This is a genomic window from Stenotrophomonas sp. GSD10, from assembly GCF_056172695.1.
Genome location: NZ_JAOCMC010000002.1, coordinates 1071845 through 1092204, shown reverse-complemented (window position 1 = coordinate 1092204; position 20360 = coordinate 1071845). Strand labels below are relative to the sequence as shown.

The window sequence follows — 20360 nt, the reverse complement described above, 5'->3', positions numbered from 1 at the left end:
TCCGCCGACCACGTCGGCTCTACCCCGCTATGGAGTGACCATGAAACTGCACTCGGCCGGCCTTGCCGCCCTTTCCCTGGCCATCGCCCTGGGCCTGTCGGCCTGCGGTGGCGACAAGCAGGCCGCGCAGCAGCCGACTGCCGACGGTGCCGCCGCTCCGGCCGCCGCCGGTGCCAAAGTGACCGCCGAAGTGTCCGGCGCGGGCGCGTCCTTCATCTTCCCGCTGGTCTCCAAGTGGTCGGCTGACTACAACGCCACCACCGGCGCCAAGATCAACTACCAGTCGATCGGTTCGGGCGGCGGTATCGCCCAGATCAAGGCCGGCACCGTCGACTTCGGTTCCTCCGACAAGCCGCTGAGCAGCGAAGAGCTGGCCCAGGCCGGCCTGGCCCAGTTCCCGTCCGCCATCGGCGGCGTGGTGCCGGTGGTCAACATCGAAGGCCTGGAAGCCGGCAAGCTGCGCCTGAGCGGCGCCCTGCTGGCCGACATCTTCCTGGGCAAGGTCAAGACCTGGAACGACCCGGCCATCGTCGCCGCCAACCCGGGCGTGAAGCTGCCGGACGGCAAGATCACCCTGGTCCACCGTTCGGACGGTTCGGGCACCACCTTCAACTTCTCCAACTACCTGTCCAAGGTCAGCCCGGAGTGGAAGAGCAAGGTCGGCGAAGGCACCTCGGTGCAGTGGCCGGACGGCGTCGGTGGCAAGGGCAATGAAGGCGTCGCTTCGTACGTGAAGCAGATCAAGGGCTCGATCGGCTACGTCGAACTGGCCTACGCGCTGCAGAACGGGATGCCGTACACCGCCATGCAGAACGCGGCCGGCAACTGGGTCGCGCCGAGCGCGGAAACCTTCGCCGCCGCGGCCGCCAGCGCCGATTGGGCCAGCGCCAAGGACTTCAATCTGGTCATCACCAACGCCCCGGGCGAGCAGGCGTGGCCGATCACCGCCACCAACTTCATGCTGATGCAGAAGCAGCCGAAGGACGCCAAGCGCAACCAGGACACCCTGGCGTTCTTCAAGTGGGCCTTCGAGAACGGCCAGGCCCAGGCCAACGAGCTGCACTACGTGCCGCTGCCGGCCGAGCTGGTCAAGCAGATCGAGGCCTACTGGGCGACCGACCTGAAGTGATGGATACGACGGTGCCCGCCCCGCGCGGGCACCGCTGCTTCCACGCCGTACCGCCCCGCCCCTTCCTGGCCCTGCCGTCCCCATGAATGCCATCGCCCAGCCTGTAGCCGCCCCGTCCACGCGTGATGCGCGTGATGCCCGCAACGACAAACTGTTCCGATGGGTGCTGGTCGGCACCGTCATCTTCGTCCTGATTGCCCTGGCCTGCGCCGCGCTGTCGATGCTGTGGGGCGGCCGCCATGCCCTGCAGATGCAGGGCCTGAGTTTCTTCTTCTCCGCCGACTGGAATCCGGTCGAAAACAAGTTCGGCGCGCTCGCTCCGATCTACGGCACCCTGGTCACCGCGCTGATCGCGATGGTCATCGCCGTGCCGGTCAGTTTCGGCATCGCCTTCTTCCTCACCGAAGTCGCGCCGCGCTGGCTGCGCGGACCGGTCGGCACCGCCATCGAACTGCTGGCCGGCATTCCCTCGATCATCTACGGCATGTGGGGCCTGTTCGTGCTGGTGCCGGTGATGACCGAGTACGTCACCCCGTTCCTCAACGAAACCCTGGGCGAGTGGCCGATCATCGGCCCGATGTTCCAGGGCCCGCCGCTGGGCATCGGCATGCTCACCGCCGGTTTCGTACTGGCCATCATGGTCATTCCGTTCATCTCCTCGGTGATGCGCGAAGTGTTCCTGACCGTGCCGACCCGCCTGAAGGAATCGGCCTATGCGCTGGGTTCCACCAAGTGGGAAGTGAGCTGGGACATCGTGCTGCCCTACACCCGCTCGGCGGTGATCGGCGGCATCTTCCTCGGCCTCGGCCGCGCCCTGGGCGAGACGATGGCGGTGGCCTTCGTGATCGGCAACAGCGTGCGCCTGTCGCCGTCGCTGCTGGAACCGGGCACCACCATCGCCGCGCTGATCGCCAACGACTTCGGCGAAGCCACTGAAACCTATCGTTCGGCCCTGCTGCTGCTCGGCTTCGTCCTGTTCATCGTCACCTTCGTGGTGCTGGCCATCGCCCGCCTGATGCTGATGCGCCTGTCCCGCAAGGAGGGCAACTGATGTCCACTACCGCTGATTCACTGTACCTGCGCCGCCGCATCGGCAATGTCGTTGCCATCGCGGCGTCCTGCGCCACCGCCCTGTTCGGCCTGTTCTTCCTGGGCTGGATCCTGTTCACCCTGGCCTCGAAGGGCCTGGCCGGCATCAACTGGGATCTGTTCACCAAGATGACGCCGCCGCCGATGCAGGAAGGCGGCCTGGCCAACGCCTTCTTCGGCAGTGCGGTGATGTGTGCACTGGCCATCGGCATCGGCACCCCGCTGGGCGTGCTGGCCGGCACCTGGCTGGCCGAGTACGGCAACGCCCGCAAGGCTGGCACCGTGGTCCGCTTCGTCAACGACATCCTGCTGTCGGCACCGTCGATCGTGCTCGGCCTGTTCGTCTACACCCTGTACGTGATGCAGACCGGCGGCAACTTCTCCGCCTTCGCCGGTGCGCTGTCGCTGGCCTTCATCGTGCTGCCGGTGGTGGTGCGCACCACCGACGAAATGCTGCGCCTGGTGCCCTCGCAGATGCGCGAAGCGGCGCTGTCGCTGGGCATCCCGCAGTGGAAGGTGATCGTGCAGGTGCTGTACCGCAGCGCGTCGGCCGGCATCATCACCGGCATCCTGCTGGCGCTGGCCCGCATCTCCGGCGAGACCGCGCCGCTGCTGTTCACTGCCTTCGGCAACCAGTACTGGAACAACAACATCTTCCAGCCGATGGCCTCGGTGCCAGTGGTGATGAACCAGTTCGCCGGCAGCCCGTATGAATCCTGGCAGGTGCTGGCCTGGGCCGGTGCCCTGGTGCTCACCGTCTTCGTGTTGCTGGTCAGCCTTGCCGCCCGCGGCATCCTGCTGCGCAACCGTATCTCCCATGACTGACCTTTCCGTGGATAACGCCATGAACGACCTTTCCAACGCCGTGCCGATGCAGCGCATCGCCGTGCCGTCCTCGCACGAGAGCCTGCACACGCCGGCTCCGGTCAAGCTTGCCGCGCGCGGACTGGACTTCTACTACGACAAGTTCCATGCCCTGAAGGGCATCAACCTGGAGATTCCGGAAAAGCGCGTGACCGCGCTGATCGGTCCCTCCGGTTGCGGCAAGTCGACCCTGCTGCGCATCTTCAACCGCATCTACGCGCTGTACCCGAAGCTGGAGGCGCGTGGTGAGGTGCTGCTGGACGGCGAGAACATCCTGTCGCCGAAGTACCCGATGAACCGCCTGCGCAGCAAGGTCGGCATGGTGTTCCAGAAGCCGGTGCCGTTCCCGATGACCATCTTCGAGAACGTGGCCTACGGCATCCGCCACCACGAGAAGCTGAGCAAGGCCGACATGGCCGACCGCGTCGAGCAGGCGCTGCGCCAGGGCGCGCTGTGGGACGAAGTGAAGGACAAGCTGGGGCAGAGCGCACTGGGCCTGTCCGGTGGCCAGCAGCAGCGCCTGTGCATCGCCCGTGCCGTGGCCCTGCGCCCGTCGGTGCTGCTGCTGGACGAGCCGACCTCGGCGCTGGACCCGATCTCGACCAGCCGCATCGAGCAGCTGGTCGAAGAGCTCAAGCACGAGTACACCATCGTCATCGTCACCCACAACATGCAGCAGGCCGCGCGCGTGTCCGACTACACCGCCTTCATGTACCTGGGCGACCTGATCGAGCACGACCGTACCGAGGTGATCTTCTCGCAGCCGTCGCAGCGGCAGACCGAGGACTACATCACCGGTCGCTTCGGCTGAAACGGCAGTCGAGCGTGGCTCGACTCTACAGACAACGGCAGTCGAGCATGGCTCGACTCTACAGAGTGGAACAACCATGAATCTTCCCAACGACCACATCGTCAAGAGCTACGACGAAGAGCAGCAGCGTCTGGTGGCCGAGATCGTCCGCATGGGCGAGATGGCCGTCGCCCAGCTGGAAGCGGCGATGGACGTGATCGAGAAGCGCGACGAGAACGCCGCCCATCGCATCATCGCCAACGACGAAGCGATCGATGCGCTTGAGCAGCAGATCAGCCACGACGTGATGCGCCTGGCGCTGCGTGGCCCGATGGCGCGCGACCTGCGCGAGATCCTCGCCGGCCTGCGTATTCCGGCTGATATCGAGCGTATCGGCGACTACGCCGCCAACGTCGCCAAGCGTTCGATCGCGCTGGGCAAGGTGCCGCCGCTGCCGCAGATCCAGGGCCTGCGCGCGCTGGGCCGCCTGGCCGCACAGCAGGTGCGCCGTGCCATCGCCGCCTACCGCGACAACGACGCCGATGCCGCGCTGGCGCTGCGCGAAGACGACGCCCGCCTGGACGCGCAGTACACCGCGCTGTTCCGCGAGCTGCTGACCTACATGATGGAAGACCCGCGTAACATCACCCCGTGCACCCACCTGCTGTTCATGGCCAAGAACCTGGAGCGCGTGGGCGACCACGCCACCAACATCGCCGAGAACGTGTGGTTCCTGGTGCACGGCGAGCAGCCGCTGCCGCCGCGTGAAAAGCGCGACGAGACCTCCAGCACCGGCCAGATCTGACGCTGCACTGCAGCACCGGAGTTGACTCCAAGGTGGCCGCTGTCCTGGTGACAGCGGCCTTCTTTTGGGGTATTTCCCCCGCATTGTGGGCGCCGGGCGTGCCCGGTGCGGACCTTCCGGATGCTTCTGTAACAAACCTCACGAAAATTTGAGCTCTTGGCGAGGATTCGTTGAGTAGGATCGCTGCACCATCGTTTCCACCGGCATTCCTGCCGGCCACCCGGGCATCTGCCCACACCACCCAGGAGCACGACCGATGAGCAGTTCCAACAAGACCCTGTCCCTGCTGACGGCTACCGCCCTGGCCGCCGGCCTGGGCATGACCGCCAGTGCCTCGGCCCTGAGCATGAGCGACCTGGCCCAGGGCTACCTGGTGGCCGGTCAGGCGGCCAAGGCCAGCACCGACGCCAAGGCCGCCGACACCAAGATGGCCGCCGACGCCAGCAAGCACGCCGAAGGCAAATGTGGCGCCGACGGCAAGACCGCCGAAGGCAAGTGCGGCGCCGACAAGGGCAAGGCTGCCGGTGCGGCCGCCGGTGCCAAGGCCAAGACCGGCGACAAGAAGTCGGCCGAAGGCAAGTGCGGCGAAGGCAAGTGCGGTGGCAAGCACTGACGTCCGCGCCGGCGTCGTCCACCCACGGTCGCCGCTTCGCGCGGCGGCCGCGGGGTTGGGCCTGCGCCGGGCGCTGCTGCAGGACCTGCGCGATGCACCGGCCGGCGACTTCGATTTCCTCGAATGTGCACCGGAGAACTGGATCCACGTTGGCGGCCCGGCCGGTGATGCGCTGGCCGAACTGGCACAGCGCCATCCACTGAGCTGCCATGGGCTGTCGCTGTCACTGGGCGGCACCGCAGCGCTGGATACGCAGCTGCTGGAACAGGTCGGCCAGTTCCTGGAAAAACACCGCGTGCCGCTGTACAGCGAACACCTGAGCTACTGCAGCGACGAGGGTCATCTGTACGACCTGCTGCCGATTCCGTTCACCGACGAAGCCGTGCGCCACACCGCCGCGCGCATTGCCCGCGTGCAGGAACTGCTCGGTCGCCGCATCGCTGTGGAGAATGTGTCGTACTACCTGGCGCCGGAACCGGCGATGGATGAGCTGGCATTCACCACGGCCGTGCTCGCCGAAGCCGACTGCGACCTGCTGCTGGACGTCAACAATGTCTACGTCAACGCCTGCAACCACGGTTACGATGCCGATGCCTTCATTGCTGGCCTGCCCGCCGATCGCATCGTCTGCCTGCACGTTGCCGGGCACCTGGACGAAGCGCCGGACCTGAAGATCGATACCCATGGCAGCGCGGTGATCGACCCGGTCTGGGCACTGCTGGCGCGCACCTATGCGCGCATCGGGCCGCGCCCCACCCTGCTCGAACGCGATTTCAATTTCCCGCCCTACGCCGAACTGCAGGGCGAGCTGCAGACCATCCGCCGCCTGCAGGCCATGCACGCGGGAGTGGCACATGGCTGAAGCTCCCGCCACGCTGCGCGCACAGCAGCACGCCTTCACCGCGCATCTGCGCGACCCGCAGGCGGTGGCCGCGCCGGCCGGGCTGGACCCGCGACGGGTGGCGGTGTATCAGCGCCTGCTGTTCAACAACCTGCTCGGCCTGTTGAGCACTGGATTCCCGGTCTGCATGCGCCTGCTCGGCGAACCGGCCTGGACCACGCTGGTGCGCCACTACTTCGCCACGCACCGCTGCCAGGCACCGTTGTTCACCGAACTGGCCGCCGAGTTCGTGCAGTGGCTGCAGGCGCAGCCCACGCTGCCGCATCCGGCGCTGGCCGAACTGGCCCACTACGAGTGGGTGGAAACCGCGCTGTACCAGTTGTCCGCCGAACCCCTGCCCGCGCCTGGCGACGTCGATCCGCTGCGGGTGCCGCTGCAGCGCTCGCCACTGGCCTGGCCACTGCTGTACCAGTGGCCGGTACATCGCCTCGGTGCCGAGGATGCGCCACGTGCGTTGCCGTCCGAACCGACCGGCCTGCTGGTGCGCCGCGACCCCGACGGTGAAGTGCGGTTCGCTGCGCTCAGCCCGCTGGCGGTGCACCTGCTGTCCCGGATCGGCGAACAGCCTGGCCTGGATGGCCATCGCTACCTCCAGCAGCTCGCCACCGACCATGGGCTCGCCGCCGATGCACTGGCCGAACCCGGTGCCGCGTTGCTGCAGCAGTTCCTGCGCGCCGGCGTGATCGGCCCGCTCGCCCCACCGCGCTGACGCCCCTTCCACGGAGATCCACCGATGAACCTGCCGATCCTGGCTGCCACGCGCAGCCAGCTGGACCGTCTCGCCCCCTGGTTGGCCCCGCTCGGCCTGCGCCTGCTGCTGGCCTGGGAATACTTCGAATCCGGCCGCGAGAAGCTGCAGGGCCAGAACTGGTTCGCCGACCTCCAGGACGCCTTCCCGTTCCCCTTCGATCAGGTACCTGCGGCACTGAACTGGCAGCTGGCGACCTGGTTCGAACTGGTCGGCGCGGCCTGCCTGCTGTTCGGTTTCGGCACGCGTTTGGCTGCGGCCAGCCTGCTGGTGCTGACCGTGGTGGCCACCTATGCGGTGCACTGGCCGATGCAATGGGACTCGCTGGGCGAACTGGCGATGGGCTACACGATCAGCGACCAGGGCTTCGGCAATTTCAAGCTGCCGGTGCTGTTCATGGCCATGCTGCTGCCGTTGCTGTTCACCGGCGCCGGCAAGCTGAGCGTGGACGCCGTGCTGGCACGGCCTGCGCTTCGGTAGATGCCGGCCTTGGTCGGCGGGAGTTGTGCCAACCAAGGTTGGCACCTACCGGGTTCGAGGCCGACCTTGGTCGGCGGGGGTTGTGCCAACCAAGGTTGGCACCTACCGGGCTCGAGGCCGGCCTTGGTCGGCGCGGGGCGCTTGAGCGTGGCCGGGCACTCAGGGCCGCTCTGCTAGAATTCACCCATGACTGACCCCACCCCCGCACCTGCCGCCGCCCCCGATTCCGCAACATCCCCGGCACAGCGCGCGATGTCCCAGCGCTTCCGCGGCTTCCTTCCGGTGGTGGTGGACGTGGAAACCGGCGGCTTCGACAGCCAGCGCAACGCCCTGCTGGAAATCGCCGCGGTGCCGATCGAGATGGACGAGAACGGCCTGCTCTACCCCGGCCAGACCGCCAGTGCCCATGTGGTGCCGGCCGAGGGCCTGGAGATCGACCCGAAATCACTGGAAGTGACCGGCATCATCCTCGACCATCCGTTCCGGCTGGCCAAGGAAGAGAAGGCGGCGCTGGACCACATCTTCACCCCGGTACGTGCGGCGATGAAGAAGTACGGCTGCCAGCGCGCGATCCTGGTCGGCCACAACGCCCATTTCGACCTGGGCTTCGTCAATGCGGCGGTGGCACGCACCGGCCACAAGCGCAATCCGTTCCATCCGTTCAGCGTGTTCGACACGGTCACCCTGGCCGGCATCGCCTACGGGCAGACCGTGCTGGCGCGCGCGGCCCATGCCGCCGGGCTGGGCTGGGACGCCAACGAGGCACACAGCGCGGTGTATGACACCGAGCAGACCGCGCGGCTGTTCTGCACCATCGCCAACGCCTGGCCGCGGTGAAGCGGCCAACGGCGGAGCCCCTCGTGGCGTGAAGCGAATCATCGGTTGGGCCGGACAAGGTGGGTTCGCGGGGGACGCCGTGAACCCGTCCCTGGGGGCTTAGCCGCGCCATCCATGGCGCGGATACCTCCGCGAACCCACCCTGCCCGGCCTTCGACAGGTTGCGGGGCGCCACGGGAAGATCAGAAAAGCGGGAGCAACAGCGGATCGCTGCGCTCGATGGGCGCTGTCGCCGACCTCGGTGGTGAGTCGATGCTGTGGTAGCTGCCGACCGTTGGTCGGCACCGCCGGTTGGTACGGCAACACCAATAGATCCACGCCATGCGTGGATGCATTCACCCGATGCAGGTGCGATCCCGCCCGTCGCTCTTGGCGCGGTACAGCGCGCGGTCGGCACGCTGGTACAGCAGGGCCGGCGTGCGATCGTCGGCATCCAGTTCCACCAGGCCAGCGCTGAAGGTCACCCGCAGGCCCGGCACGCCGGCCCAGTCCGGGTGATCGTGGAACAACCCGCGCAGGCGCGCGCACAGCTGTGCGGCCTCTTCCAGCCGGGTGTCGTTGAGCAGCAGCGCGAACTCTTCGCCACCGGTACGGGCCGGCAGATCCGATGCGCGGCAGGCCGCGCCGATCACCGCCGCCACCTGCACCAGCACCGCGTCACCGATGCTGTGGCTGTGCCGGTCGTTGACGTCCTTGAAGTGGTCGATGTCCAGCACCACCAGGCACAACGAGTGGCCACTGCGCTGCGAACGGGCGAAGTCGCGGGCCAGCGTTTCGTCGAAGCCACGGCGGTTGGCCAGCCCGGTCAGGGCGTCCTCGCGGGCCTGGCGCTCGAACGCTTCGGCCTGCCGCGCCAGGCGCTCGGCCAGCTCGGTCTTTTCCTGGTTCAGGGCCTGCAGGTGCACGGTCTTGGCCTGCAGATCGAAGGTCGCCTCGTCCACCCGCCGGGCCAGGCGCAGGTTGCTGGCCTTCAGCTGCTGCAGCAGCAGCCGGTACAGCGCCACCAGGCCGGCCAGCAGCAACAGCCCGCCCAACGCCTGCACGCTGCGCCGCTGCCACCAGAACGGCTCGACGCTGAAGCTCCACACCGCTTCCTGCTGGCCCCAGCTGCCCGCCGGATGTGCCGCCGCCACATGCAGCGTGTAGTCGCCCGGCGGCAGGCCGACGAACTCGACGCTGCGCTGCGGGCCGCGCTCGACCCAGCCGCTGTCCAGGCCATCGAGCCGCGTGCGGTAGCGGATCCGGTCGGACATCAGGTAGCTCAGGCCGACGTAGCTGACCGCCAACCGGCGCCCGCCCGGAATGTGGTTGCGTTCGGGGCCTTCCCAGTGCACCGGCGCGCCGTCCACCTGCACGCTCTCGATCGCCGCCGGTGGTGAGGGGCGCTCGCGGAAACGCTGCAGGCGCTGCGGGTCGACCGTGCTCAGGCCGCCGGCGGTGACCACCCAGAACGTGCCGTCCTGGCGCAGGATCGCCGACGGCCCGGAGCTGCCATTGGCCTGCGCGTTGGCCATGCCGTCGATCTCGTTGTAGCGCTCCACCACCACCCGCGGCGTGCGTCCATCGGCCACCGCATTGAGCGTGGCCATGTCGGTGCGCAGCACGCCGCGGTTGCTGCTGATCCACACATTGCCGAGCCGGTCCGGCACCAGCTGGAATACCGCGTCCACCGGCATGCCCTGTTCCAGGCCGACCCGTGCCAGCGTCCCGTTCTGCCAGCGGTACAGACCACGGTCGCTGCTGATCCACATCGCATCGCCCAGCTGGTGGAAGCCGAACACGCTGCGGCCGCCGCCCAGCGGGGCCAGGTTGATCGATTGCACGCGGTCGCCGCGCAGTACGCGGATGCCTTCGATGGTGCCGATCCACAGGTTGCCCTGGTGGTCGTGCTCCAGCGCCGTGATCAGGCCGCCCGGCATGCCCGGCACGTTGGAGACCTGCACCCGGTCGCCATCGATGCGTACCACGCCCTTCTGCGTGCCGGCCCAGACCACGCCCTGCGGATCCACGCTGATTGCGCGGATGTTGCCACCGGGCATGCCGTCGGCGGCGGCGTAGTTGTGGCGCAGGCTGCCATCGCGGCCAAGCCGGTAGACGCCATCACCAAAGGTACCGACCCAGAGGTCGCCATTCGGCCCCTGCGCCAGGCTCAGCACCGAGGGCGCCTTGCCACCGCGGTTGTGCAGCGGCATCGCCTGGAAACGACCGTCGGCGGTCTGCCGGTCAAGGCCACTGGCACTGCCGACCCACAGCTGGCGGTCGCGGTCCTCGAACACCGTGCGCACATAGTCGCCGCTGAGCCCATCGCGCTCGGTATAGCTGCTGAACAGCGTTTCGCGAAGGCGGTACAGGCCACCGTTGGCGCCTACCCAGATGCTGCCCTCGGCATCTTCGCGCAGGCTCACCACCCGCCCGCCCGGCAGGTTCAGGCCGGCCGGCAGCCGTTCCAGCCCGTGCGCGGAAATGCGCAGCAGGCCCTGGTTCTCGGTGCCCAGCCACAGATCGCCGTGGCGATCCTGCAGCATCGCGGTCATGTGCAGCTGGCCCGGCAGGCGATGCACCAGCACCAGCCGGTCATCCTCCACCCGGTACAGGCGCTCGCCGGCGACGATCCACAGCGCCCCATCCGGCGCCCGGTACGGCCACGACAGGCCACTGCCGGCACCCAGCCCCCACGCCGCCGGCGCGCGCTTGAGCACGCCATCGTTGTCGCGCAGCACCAGGCCGTCGAGGGTGCCGATCCAGACCCGGTCCTGCGCATCGACCACCAGTTTGGTGAAGCTCATCGCCATCGGCAGATCGGCCGCTGGCGCCTGGTAGACCATGCCGCGGTCGGGAAGCAGGTAACCGATGCCCTTGCCTTCATACAGCAGCCACAGACGGCCCTGGCTGTCCATCTGCATCGACTGGATCAGCACCTGCGGTGTATCGGCCTGGTGTTCCCAGACCCGCCACTGGCCGTCGCTGCCACGATGGCTGACATTGCCGCGCGAATCGCTGATCCACAGCCCGCCCTGGCGATCGACGAACAGCGCGCCGATGCCGTTGTCGCGCAGGCCCGGACGCGTGCTGCGGTCGAACACGGTGAAATCCAGGCCGTTGTAACGGACCAGCCCTTCCCAGGTGGCGAACCAGAGGTGGCCTTCCGGCGTCTGCGCGATGTCGCGCAGCGAGTTGTGCGGCAGGCCGTTGCGCGAGGTCCATACGTCGATGGCGTAGTCTCGCAGCGGCGGCGCGCCTTCCTGCGCGGTCACCGTCAGCGGCAGCAGCATGGCCAGCAGCAGCCACAACAGGCCGCGGCGCAGGGCCTGCCTGACGGCCGTTACGCGGCGCTCCACCCAGCGCCCGTTGTCCCCTTGACCGCCCATCACCGCAGTAGCGGTGGCCAGGTGCGGCTGCAGGACACGGCAGCGTGCGGGAACAGCCGGACAGCGCGGGGCGGCATGCCGGCGGGAACGGGCTGGCTCATCGGGGGAGGCTGGGGAGATACGCAGATGATAGGGCAAAGCCAGGCCCCGGCGTCACCGTTGCCCGCTCGCCCGGCTCAGCCAGCGCGCCCGGGTGCCACCACCTGGGCACTGGCCGGCCACTGCACGACGGCCTCCAGGCCCCCTCGGCGCGGTTGCGCAGCCACAGTCGCGCCCCGTCCTTCTCGGCCAGGGCGCGGGCAATGGTCAGGCCCAGGCCGGCGCCGCCGGTCTCGCGCGAACGCGAGGTTTCCACCCGCACGAACGGATCAAACACGGCCTCCAGCTGCTCATCGGCCAGGCCGGGGCCATCGTCGGCCACCACCACCGTGATCGCACCGCCGCTGCGCTCCACGCGCACCCGCGCCCGCTGCGCATACATCACCGCGTTGTCCACCAGATTGGAGAACAGCCGGTGCATGGCCAGCGGGCGCAGCATCAGCACCGAGCCGCTGCCGCCTTCGAACACCACGTCGGCACCGCCCTCGGCGGTATCTTCGACAATGCTTTCCAGCAGCGAATCCAGGTCCAGCGCGGCGCGCTGCTCGGAACTCTCGGCGCTGCGTGCCAGTTCCAGGCCTTCGCGCACCAGCGCCTGCATCGCGGCAAGATCGCCGATCAGGCGCTCGCGCAGGGCCTCGTCGGTCACATTCTCCAGGCGCAGGCGCAGCCGGGTCAGCGGCGTCTGCAGATCGTGGGTGATCGCCGCCAGCATCTGCGTGCGTTCGGCCAGATGGCGCTGCAGGCGATGCTGCATGGCGTTGAAGGCTTCGGCCGCACGCTGCACTTCGCGCGGCCCACGCAATGGCAGCGGGTCGCGCTGCAGGTCATCGCCCAGGTCTTCAGCGGCGGCGGCCAGTTCCTGCAGCGGCGCACTGGCGATGCGCGCCACGATGTAGGCCAGCACGGCGATCGCCAGCACCAGCAGGGTCAGGAACCACGGGTCGACGGCGAGGATGCCGTTGTGCGCCACCGCCGGCGAATCCAGCGCCAGCTTCAGCAGCGTGCCATCGTTGAGCGTCACGTCAACTGCGCGGCACTTGGGCGGGATGAAGGCAGGATCGCGCTCGCGCGGTGGCTTGCGATGGCCGGGTTTGGGCGGCGGCAACAGGTCCTGCAGCTTGGGAATGCAGGACCGGAACGAGGCGAAGTGCACATGCGCACGCGACACCGGGCCGGGCCGGTCCTCCAGCACTTCCATCAACGCGGTGTCGGCACGCCCCAGCCGCGCGCCCGGCTGCAGCGCGCGCACGCTCGGCCCGCCGACCTCGAGCAGGCGCTCGCGCAGCTCGGGGTTGCCATCGAGCAGGTTGACGTAGCCCTGCAGGCGGTCGGCAATGCGGTTCAGATTCTGCCGCTCGAACTCCTGCTGGCGCTTGGACGTCGCCAGCATGGTCGCGCCGATCGCGGCCACGCTCATGCCCAGCAGCAGGATCACGAACAACCGCCCGACCATCGAGGACAGGAAATGGCGCAGGCGATTCATCGTGGCTTATTCCAGGTTCACCGACGAAGCCAGCACGTAGCCTTCGTTGCGCACGGTCTTGATCAGGCCGTCCGGGCCGCCATCGTCACCGAGCTTGTTGCGCAGCCGGCTGACCTGCAGGTCGATCGCCCGGTCCTGCGCCTCGTAGTTGCGGCCACTGCTGAGCGCGACCAGCTGCTCGCGCGACAGCACCTTGTTGGCGTGGGCGATGAACACCCGCAGCAGGCGGAATTCGGCACCGGACAGCACCACCACGCGGTCATCCGGATCGACCAGGTGGCGATGCTCCAGGTCGAACACCCAGCGCGAGAAGCGCGCGCGGCGCACCGCCAGCGGTTCCAGGTTGGCCGGCAGCGCTTCGGTCCGGCGCAGCACGTTGCGGATGCGCGCCAGCAGCTCGCGCGGCTCGAACGGCTTGGCCAGGTAGTCGTCGGCGCCCATTTCCAGGCCCAGCACGCGGTCGATCGGCTCGGCGCGCGCGGTCAGCATGATCACCGGCGTGTTCGAGCGCGCGCGCAGGTCGCGGCACAGGGTCAGGCCGTCCTCGCGCGGCAGATTGAGGTCGAGCACGATCAGGTCCACATGCTCACGGTCCAGCAGCTGGCGCATGGCGGTGCCATCGGCGGCGGTGCTCACCTGGTAGCCGGCGCGGCCGAGCTGTTCGGCCAGCAGCGTGCGGATGTCGTTGTCGTCATCGACGATCAGCAGTCGGTGCATCGGGTTTTCGGTCTCCATGGCGCGATCATCCCGTGTCGGCAGCTGAACCGCATCCGGGGCAATGCGTACCAGTGTATCTGCCGGAGGGGGCGATACCTGTGGTTACGCGTATTCACCGACAGTGTTACATACAGACATACCCCGAGGATTGAGTGGCCCGCTGCCCGGTCTTCACAATGCCCACCAACGCCGCCCGCGCGGCCCCGAGAGTGAAGCCACGACGTGACGTTCCGCCTGCTGCCTGCGACCCGCCGGGGTCGCCTGATACTGATCGCCCTGCTTGCCCTGATCGTTGCCGTGGCCGCCTGGTGGCTGCTGCGCAAGCCCGCCGGCCCGGCCGTGGCGACCACCGCGGTCAGCCGCGGCGACATCGAGCAGACGGTGGACGCCACCGGCGTGATCGACGCCTACAAGCTGGTCAGCGTCGGTGCCCAGGCTTCGGGCCAGATCAAGTCGCTGAAGGTGCAGCTGGGCGATACGGTGAAGGAAGGCGACCTGATCGCCGAGATCGACGCCACCACCCAGCAGAACCAGGTGCTCAACGCGCAGGCCTCGCTGGACCAGGTCACCGCCCAGCGCGCCGTGCAGCAGGCCACCCTGCGCCAGGCCGAACTGGAATTCGCGCGCCAGCAGCAGATGCTGGCCGCAGAGGCCACCTCGCGCCAGGAATACGATGCCGCCGAGGCCCAGCTGAAGACCGCCCGCGCCCAGCTGCAGTCCTACGAGGCGCAGATCAAGGGCCGCGAAACCGAACTGGGCACCGCCCGCGCCAACCTGGCCTACACCCGCATCACCGCGCCGATGGATGGCACCGTGGTGGCGGTGGTGGCCGAGGAAGGCCGCACCGTGAACGCCAACCAGACCGCACCGACCATCGTGATGCTGGCGCGGCTGGACGTGGTCACCGTCAATGCCGAGATCTCCGAGGCCGACGTGGTCAAGATCAAGGCCGGCATGCCGGTGTACTTCACCACCCTGGGTGACCCGGACCGCAAGTACCACGCCACGCTGCGCCAGATCAATCCGGCGCCGGCCTCGATCGCCAACGAGAACTCCTCCAGTTCCAGCAGTTCGTCCAGTTCCAGCTCCAGCAGCGCGGTCTACTACAACGCGCTGTTCGATGTGGAAAATCCGGACGGCACGCTGCGCATCGACATGACCGCGCAGGTTTCGGTGCTGTTGAAGCAGGCCAAGAACGTGCTGATGGTGCCGGCGGTGGCGCTGGGGCCCAAGCGCCGGGGCGATGAGCGCATGGTGCGGGTGCTGGATGACAAGGGCCAGCCGCAGCCGCGCAAGGTGAAGGTCGGCATCAACAATGGCGCTTCGGCCGAGATCCTGTCCGGGCTGCAGGAAGGCGAGCGCGTGGTGGTGGGTGAAGCCAGTGCCGCCGCAGCCGGCGGCGGCGGTGGCAGCCGTGGTGGCATGCAGATGCGGGTCGGCGGCCCGGGCATGGGCCCGCGCCGATGAGCACGACGGCGCCGCTGCTGCGCCTGCGCGACCTGCGACGCGAATTCCCGGCCGGTGATGATGTCATCGCCGTACTCCGCGACGTCAACGTGGACATCCACGCCGGCGAGATGGTGGCCATCGTCGGCCAGTCCGGCTCGGGCAAGTCGACGCTGATGAACATCCTCGGCTGCCTCGACCGTCCCTCCCGCGGCAGCTACCAGGTGGCCGGCCGCGAGACTGGCCAGATGGAACCGGACGAGCTGGCCGAACTGCGCCGCGAGCATTTCGGCTTCATCTTCCAGCGCTACCACCTGCTCGGCGACCTGGATGCACGTGGCAACGTGGAAGTCCCCGCAGTGTATGCCGGCAGCCCCGGCCCGGTGCGCAACGCGCGCGCCGAGCAGCTGCTGCAACGGCTGGGCCTGGGCGACCGCATGCACCACAAGCCGGGCCAGCTGTCCGGCGGCCAGCAGCAGCGTGTATCGATCGCGCGCGCACTGATGAACGGCGGCGAGGTGATCCTGGCCGACGAGCCGACCGGCGCGCTGGACACGAAATCCGGCGAAGAAGTGATGGCCATCCTCGGCGAGCTGCATGCCGAAGGCCACACCATCATCATCGTCACCCACGACATGAGCGTGGCCCAGCACGCGCAGCGCATCATCGAGATCCGCGACGGCGAGATCATCGCCGACCGCGCCAACCCGGATGCGCCGAGCTACCGCGCCCAGCGCGAAGCCAGCACCGGCGTCGCCCATGGCAACAGCTGGCGCGCCGCCCGCGACCGCTTCACCGAAGCGTTCCGCATGGCCCTGCTGGCGATGAACGCGCATCGGCTGCGCACCTTCCTGACCATGCTCGGCATCATCATCGGCATCGCCTCGGTGGTGTCGGTGGTGGCATTGGGCAACGGCTCGCAGCAGCAGATCCTGCAGAACATCAGCGCGCTGGGCACCAACACCATCGACGTCTATCCCGGCCGTGGTTTCGGCGACATGCGTTCGGCACGCGTGCAGACGCTCAAGGCCAGCGATGCCGATGCCCTGTCCCGGCAGAGTTATGTGGACAGCGCCACGCCCAGCGTGTCCAGTTCGGTGACCGCGCGCTACCGCAACCAGTCCTCCACTGCCCAGGTCAGCGGCGTCGGCGAGCAGTTCTTCCGGGTCAAGGGCGTGACCCTGCTCAGCGGCAGTTTCTTCGATGCCGATGCGGTGAAGGGCCTGGGCCAGGTGGCGGTGATCGATGAGAACACCCAGACCCAGTTCTTCCCCGATGTCGATCCGATCGGCCAGGTGATCCTGCTCGGCAACGTGCCGGCCCGCGTGGTCGGCGTGGCCAAGCGGCAGAGCTTCGGCTTCGGCGGCAGTACCAGCCTCAGTGTGTGGGTGCCGTACACCACGGTGATGTCGCGCATGCTCGGCCAGAGCCATGTCTCCAGCATCACCGTGCGCGTGGATGACAGCACGCCGATGGACGCCGCGCAGGAAGCCATCACCCGCCTGCTGACCCTGCGCCACGGCACCGAGGACTTCTTCCTCAGCAACAGCGCCGAGATCCGCGACACCATCGAGCAGACCACGCGCACGATGACGCTGCTGATCGGTGCCATCGCCGCCATCGCGCTGCTGGTCGGCGGCATCGGCGTGATGAACATCATGCTGGTGTCGGTGACCGAACGCACCCGCGAGATCGGCGTGCGCATGGCCGTCGGTGCCCGCCAGAGTGATATCCGCCAGCAGTTCCTGATCGAAGCGGTACTGGTGTGCCTGCTCGGTGGCGTGCTCGGCATCGGCCTGGCGCTGCTGCTGGGCTCGATGATCGGCCGCTTCGCCAGTGACTTCCAGGTGCTGTTCTCCACCGCCTCGATTGTTGCCGCGTTCGCCTGCTCGACGCTGATCGGCGTGGCGTTCGGCTTCCTGCCCGCGCGCAACGCCGCGCAGCTCGACCCGGTCGAGGCCCTGGCCCGCGAATGACGATGATGACCCGACTGACCCTCCCCGCTCCTTCGCGCCTGCTGCTGGCCGGCGCCGTACTGCTTGCCCTGTCCGGCTGCGCCTCGGTGGGCCGCTATCCGGTACAGGACCCCGACGTGGCGGCGACCTACGGGCGTGGCGATGCCACGCTCAATGCACCGGCCGACGACCCGCGCAGCAGCCTGGATACCCCCGGCCGTGACATCCGCCAGGACACCTGGTGGACCGGCTTCGGCGATGAACGCCTGGACCGCCTGGTCGCCCGCGCGCTTGCCGCCAACAGCGACCTTGCCGCCGCCGGCCTGGCCGTGCAGCGCTCGCGCCTGCAGGCCGGGCTGGCCAGCAACGCACTGTGGCCGCAGCCTTCGTCGTCCGGCGTGAGCGGCAGCGCCAGCCGTGCCACCGACCAGGCCGACGACTGGCGCCGCAGCTATTCCACGGGGGTTTCGCTGAGCTGGGAAGTGGACCTGTGGGGCCGCCTGCGCACGCAGCGCGACATCGCCCGCTGGGAAGCCGAGGCCAGCGAAGAAGACCGGCAGAACACCGCGCTGCTGGTGATCAGCGACACCATCACCCAGTACTGGAACCTGGCCTATCTCAACCAGTCGATCGCCACCGGCCAGGCCAACCTGGAGCGGCTCGAACGCACCCGCGAACTGGTGCAGGCGCGCTTCGATGCCGGTGCGGTGTCACGGCTGGAAGTGCGCCAGGCATTGCAGAACCTGCAGTCGCAACGCTCCTCGCAGAGCGCGCTGGAACAGCAGCGGGTGGAGGTGCGCAATGCCCTGACCGTACTGCTGGACGGCACGCCGTGGCCGCAGCAGGACGAACCGCAGGACCTGCTGGGCGCGCGCAGCCCGCAGATCGCGGAGGGCCTGCCGACCGACCTGCTGGGCCGCCGCCCGGACCTGCGCGCGGCCGAACTGCGCCTGCGCAACAGCCTGAAGACCATCAAGGTCACCGCGACCCAGTACTACCCGGCGCTGAGCCTGACCGGCAGCCTCGGCTCCAGCGCGACCTCGCTGGGCGACGTGCTGCGCAATCCGGTGGCCACGCTGGGCGCCGGCCTGTCGCTGCCGTTCCTCAACCTGCAGCGCGCGCAGCTGGACACCGATGTCGCAGGCACCAGTTACCAGATCACGGCGACCAACTTCCGCAAGACGCTGTACACCGCGCTCTCGGAAGTGGACAACGCGCTGTCCGCGCGCGAACAGCTGGCACGCCAGGTGGCGGCCTCGCAGGCCTCGTACGACGAAGCGGTGGAAGTGGAGCGCGCGCAGGAAGTGCGCTACCGGGTGGGCGCCACCGATCTGCGCACCTGGCTGGAAGCACAGCAGACCCGGCGCGATGCCGAGCTGTCGCTGGCGCGCGTGCGCCAGGGCCAGTTGAACAACGACGTGACCCTGTTCAAGGCGCTGGGCGGCAGCGCGGGGTAATGGGGTCGGGGGCGCCAACCCAGGTTGGCGGCTACCGGTAGGTGTCGACCTTGGTCGACACGGCGCATCAAACAATGGGGGCAGATCCCTTTTCCTCTGGAAAAGGGATCCGACCCGCGCTCAACCGCGCTGGCGCACGGCTTCGAACAGGCTGACGCCGGCGGCGACAGAGACGTTCAGGCTTTCGATCTCGCCCGGCATCGGAATCTTGACCAGGCCATCGCAGTTCTCGCGGGTCAGGCGGCGCAGGCCGTCGGCCTCACCGCCCAGCACCAGCGCGATGTTGCCCTTCAGGTCCAGGTCGTACAGCGAGGCGGTCGCCTCGCCGGCCAGGCCGTAGATCCACACGCCCTGCTTCTGCAGGTCCTTCAGGCAGCGCGACAGGTTGGTCACGGCCACCACCGGAATGCGGTCGGCGGCGCCGGCCGAGGTCTTGCGCACGGTGGCGTTCACCGTGGCCGACTTGTCCTTGGGAATGATCACCGCAGTGGCACCGGACGCTGCCGCCGAACGCAGGCAGGCGCCCAGGTTGTGCGGGTCCTGCACCTCGTCCAGCACCAGCAGCAGGGCCTTGCCCTCTGCAGCGGTCACCAGCCCTTCCAGTTCGTTTTCACTGTAGGTGCGGGCAGCGGCGTAGCGCGCGGCCACGCCCTGGTGGCGCACCGAACCGCCCACGCCGTCCAGCGCCTGGCTGTTGACCTTGCGCACGTCGATGCCCTTGCGGCGGGCGTTCTCTTCGATTTCGGTCAGGCGCGGGTTCTTCGCACCGGCCTCGACCAGCACTTCGCGGACGTTGTCGGCGTCGTTCTCGATGGAGGAGGCGACGGCGTTGACGCCGACGATCCACTGGCTGTTCTTGCTCATGCGGGCGGGGACCGGAAAGGGGGTGGCTATGGTAGAGCATCGGCGGGCCGGGCGCTGCGGCGGGGCCTCCGTAGAACCGAGCCAGCGCTCGGCTGCCCTGAGTTCAGGCTGCGGCGACCCGCCAGCCGAGCGCGGGCTCGGCTCTACAGAGTGTCACCGGCTGCGCGGCGGCCAGTGCGGGGTGTCGTGGTCGGGGTGCTGGTGGGACACGACCGCGGCCAGGAACGCGAGGGCAGCGACGTCGTCCTCGGTGCGCCTGGCCGGCAGGCTGGCCAGGGTGTCGACGAACGGCAGCTTGCGCTCCACCCCGTACTGGAGGGTGGGCGGCAGGCGTTCAGGCTGGTCGAAGGCCCCTGCCGCCACTGCCACGCCGTCTGGCGCCTCGTAGGTCAACGGCGTGCCGCAGTCGGCGCAGAAGCCGCGCCGCACCACGTTGGACGACTGGAAATAGCGCGGCTGGCCTCGGGTCCAGCTGAACTGCACGCCGCGCACCGAGACCAGCGGTGCGTAGTAGGCGCCGAACGCCTTCTGGCACATCCGGCAGTGGCAGATCGAACTGTCGGTCAGCTCACCGCGCGCCTGGAAGCGGATCGCGCCGCACTGGCAGCCGCCGCTGTACTCGGGTTGGTCCTGCATGGTGGGTTCCTCCGTAACGGCGTGCCAACCAAGGTTGGCACCTACCGGGTGCGGGATGTGCCAACCAAGGTTGGCA

17 protein-coding genes and 1 pseudogene are annotated in these 20360 nt (G+C 68.4%); 13 read left to right on the top strand and 5 right to left on the bottom strand.

The features are described 5' to 3' along the window. The first annotated feature begins 40 nt into the window (after positions 1-40). The 10 genes from pstS to rnt all read left to right on the top strand — a co-directional run bounded on the left by pstS (position 41) and on the right by rnt (position 8256). On the top strand, positions 41-1129 hold the full coding sequence (gene pstS, locus N4G47_RS05200; RefSeq protein WP_475285640.1) for a phosphate ABC transporter substrate-binding protein PstS: 1089 nt from the start codon (positions 41-43) through the stop codon (positions 1127-1129). An 82-nt stretch (positions 1130-1211) separates the two neighbouring features. Continuing rightward, a complete protein-coding gene (gene pstC / locus N4G47_RS05195; protein ID WP_008267250.1) occupies positions 1212-2180 on the top strand; it encodes a phosphate ABC transporter permease subunit PstC in 969 nt (322 codons plus the stop codon). Continuing rightward, positions 2180-3043 (top strand): phosphate ABC transporter permease PstA, encoded by an 864-nt coding sequence (gene pstA, locus N4G47_RS05190; RefSeq protein ID WP_057498349.1) that lies wholly within the window; start codon positions 2180-2182, stop codon positions 3041-3043. Before pstC ends, pstA begins: the two co-directional genes overlap by 1 nt. Before the next feature lie 19 nt (positions 3044-3062). Beyond that, positions 3063-3893, top strand: a complete 831-nt coding sequence (gene pstB, locus N4G47_RS05185; RefSeq protein ID WP_049411272.1) for a phosphate ABC transporter ATP-binding protein PstB — start codon at positions 3063-3065, stop codon at positions 3891-3893. A 76-nt stretch (positions 3894-3969) separates the two neighbouring features. Next, the gene (gene phoU / locus N4G47_RS05180; RefSeq protein WP_006428132.1) at positions 3970-4677 is read left to right on the top strand and encodes a phosphate signaling complex protein PhoU; all 708 of its coding nucleotides are present in this window, start codon (positions 3970-3972) and stop codon (positions 4675-4677) included. 256 nt (positions 4678-4933) lie between these two features. Then, positions 4934-5290, top strand: coding sequence for a hypothetical protein (locus N4G47_RS05175; protein WP_107230369.1), 357 nt, complete (start codon positions 4934-4936; stop codon positions 5288-5290). Beyond that, positions 5277-6152: an HvfB family MNIO-type RiPP peptide maturase gene (locus tag N4G47_RS05170; RefSeq protein ID WP_475285637.1), complete on the top strand. Its 876-nt coding sequence runs from the start codon at positions 5277-5279 to the stop codon at positions 6150-6152. Before N4G47_RS05175 ends, N4G47_RS05170 begins: the two co-directional genes overlap by 14 nt. Further along, positions 6145-6900, top strand: a complete 756-nt coding sequence (locus N4G47_RS05165; protein ID WP_475285635.1) for an HvfC family RiPP maturation protein — start codon at positions 6145-6147, stop codon at positions 6898-6900. The genes N4G47_RS05170 and N4G47_RS05165 overlap by 8 nt, the downstream gene beginning before the upstream one ends. Before the next feature lie 24 nt (positions 6901-6924). Beyond that, positions 6925-7419, top strand: coding sequence for an HvfX family Cu-binding RiPP maturation protein (locus tag N4G47_RS05160; protein ID WP_475285633.1), 495 nt, complete (start codon positions 6925-6927; stop codon positions 7417-7419). 252 nt (positions 7420-7671) lie between these two features. Beyond that, positions 7672-8256 carry a ribonuclease T gene (gene rnt, locus N4G47_RS05155; RefSeq protein ID WP_107230365.1) on the top strand — a complete coding sequence of 195 codons (585 nt, stop codon included), beginning with the start codon at positions 7672-7674 and terminating at the stop codon, positions 8254-8256. A gap of 335 nt (positions 8257-8591) precedes the next feature. On the opposite strand, the gene N4G47_RS05150 is transcribed toward rnt, so the two are convergent. From N4G47_RS05150 to N4G47_RS05140, 3 genes and pseudogenes are all read right to left on the bottom strand, one after another. Continuing rightward, positions 8592-11624, bottom strand: coding sequence for a two-component regulator propeller domain-containing protein (locus tag N4G47_RS05150; protein WP_475285632.1), 3033 nt, complete (start codon positions 11622-11624; stop codon positions 8592-8594). A 176-nt stretch (positions 11625-11800) separates the two neighbouring features. Beyond that, positions 11801-13209: pseudogene (locus tag N4G47_RS05145) on the bottom strand (ATP-binding protein). A gap of 6 nt (positions 13210-13215) precedes the next feature. Continuing rightward, the gene (locus N4G47_RS05140) at positions 13216-13944 is read right to left on the bottom strand and encodes a response regulator (RefSeq protein ID WP_057498358.1); all 729 of its coding nucleotides are present in this window, start codon (positions 13942-13944) and stop codon (positions 13216-13218) included. 204 nt (positions 13945-14148) lie between these two features. On the opposite strand from N4G47_RS05140, the gene N4G47_RS05135 reads away from it, so the two are divergent. From N4G47_RS05135 to N4G47_RS05125, 3 genes are read left to right on the top strand one after another with little or no spacing between them, the layout of a single operon-like run. Further along, complete coding sequence (locus tag N4G47_RS05135) at positions 14149-15393, top strand: efflux RND transporter periplasmic adaptor subunit (RefSeq protein ID WP_475285629.1); 1245 nt, start codon at positions 14149-14151, stop codon at positions 15391-15393. Continuing rightward, the gene (locus N4G47_RS05130) at positions 15390-17348 is read left to right on the top strand and encodes a MacB family efflux pump subunit (RefSeq protein WP_475285627.1); all 1959 of its coding nucleotides are present in this window, start codon (positions 15390-15392) and stop codon (positions 17346-17348) included. The genes N4G47_RS05135 and N4G47_RS05130 overlap by 4 nt, the downstream gene beginning before the upstream one ends. Further along, positions 17345-18784, top strand: coding sequence for an efflux transporter outer membrane subunit (locus N4G47_RS05125; RefSeq protein ID WP_475285625.1), 1440 nt, complete (start codon positions 17345-17347; stop codon positions 18782-18784). Before N4G47_RS05130 ends, N4G47_RS05125 begins: the two co-directional genes overlap by 4 nt. Before the next feature lie 120 nt (positions 18785-18904). On the opposite strand, the gene rlmB is transcribed toward N4G47_RS05125, so the two are convergent. Continuing rightward, entirely contained in the window at positions 18905-19648 is a 744-nt protein-coding gene (gene rlmB / locus N4G47_RS05120) for a 23S rRNA (guanosine(2251)-2'-O)-methyltransferase RlmB (protein ID WP_107230358.1), read from the bottom strand. A 153-nt stretch (positions 19649-19801) separates the two neighbouring features. Further along, positions 19802-20284 (bottom strand): GFA family protein, encoded by a 483-nt coding sequence (locus tag N4G47_RS05115; protein ID WP_475285623.1) that lies wholly within the window; start codon positions 20282-20284, stop codon positions 19802-19804. Between the last annotated feature and the right edge of the window lie 76 nt (positions 20285-20360).

Excerpts from the sequence above, each read along its gene's own strand:
- pstS (WP_475285640.1), top strand. The coding sequence starts at position 41 with ATGAAACTGCACTCGGCCGGCCTTGCCGCCCTTTCCCTGGCCATCGCC.
- pstC (WP_008267250.1), top strand. The coding sequence starts at position 1,212 with ATGAATGCCATCGCCCAGCCTGTAGCCGCCCCGTCCACGCGTGATGCG.
- pstA (WP_057498349.1), top strand. The coding sequence starts at position 2,180 with ATGTCCACTACCGCTGATTCACTGTACCTGCGCCGCCGCATCGGCAAT.
- pstB (WP_049411272.1), top strand. The coding sequence starts at position 3,063 with ATGAACGACCTTTCCAACGCCGTGCCGATGCAGCGCATCGCCGTGCCG.
- phoU (WP_006428132.1), top strand. The coding sequence starts at position 3,970 with ATGAATCTTCCCAACGACCACATCGTCAAGAGCTACGACGAAGAGCAG.
- N4G47_RS05175 (WP_107230369.1), top strand. The coding sequence starts at position 4,934 with ATGAGCAGTTCCAACAAGACCCTGTCCCTGCTGACGGCTACCGCCCTG.
- N4G47_RS05165 (WP_475285635.1), top strand. The coding sequence starts at position 6,145 with ATGGCTGAAGCTCCCGCCACGCTGCGCGCACAGCAGCACGCCTTCACC.
- N4G47_RS05160 (WP_475285633.1), top strand. The coding sequence starts at position 6,925 with ATGAACCTGCCGATCCTGGCTGCCACGCGCAGCCAGCTGGACCGTCTC.
- rnt (WP_107230365.1), top strand. The coding sequence starts at position 7,672 with ATGTCCCAGCGCTTCCGCGGCTTCCTTCCGGTGGTGGTGGACGTGGAA.
- N4G47_RS05150 (WP_475285632.1), bottom strand. The coding sequence starts at position 11,624 with ATGGGCGGTCAAGGGGACAACGGGCGCTGGGTGGAGCGCCGCGTAACG.
- N4G47_RS05140 (WP_057498358.1), bottom strand. The coding sequence starts at position 13,944 with ATGGAGACCGAAAACCCGATGCACCGACTGCTGATCGTCGATGACGAC.
- N4G47_RS05130 (WP_475285627.1), top strand. The coding sequence starts at position 15,390 with ATGAGCACGACGGCGCCGCTGCTGCGCCTGCGCGACCTGCGACGCGAA.
- N4G47_RS05125 (WP_475285625.1), top strand. The coding sequence starts at position 17,345 with ATGACGATGATGACCCGACTGACCCTCCCCGCTCCTTCGCGCCTGCTG.
- rlmB (WP_107230358.1), bottom strand. The coding sequence starts at position 19,648 with ATGAGCAAGAACAGCCAGTGGATCGTCGGCGTCAACGCCGTCGCCTCC.
- N4G47_RS05115 (WP_475285623.1), bottom strand. The coding sequence starts at position 20,284 with ATGCAGGACCAACCCGAGTACAGCGGCGGCTGCCAGTGCGGCGCGATC.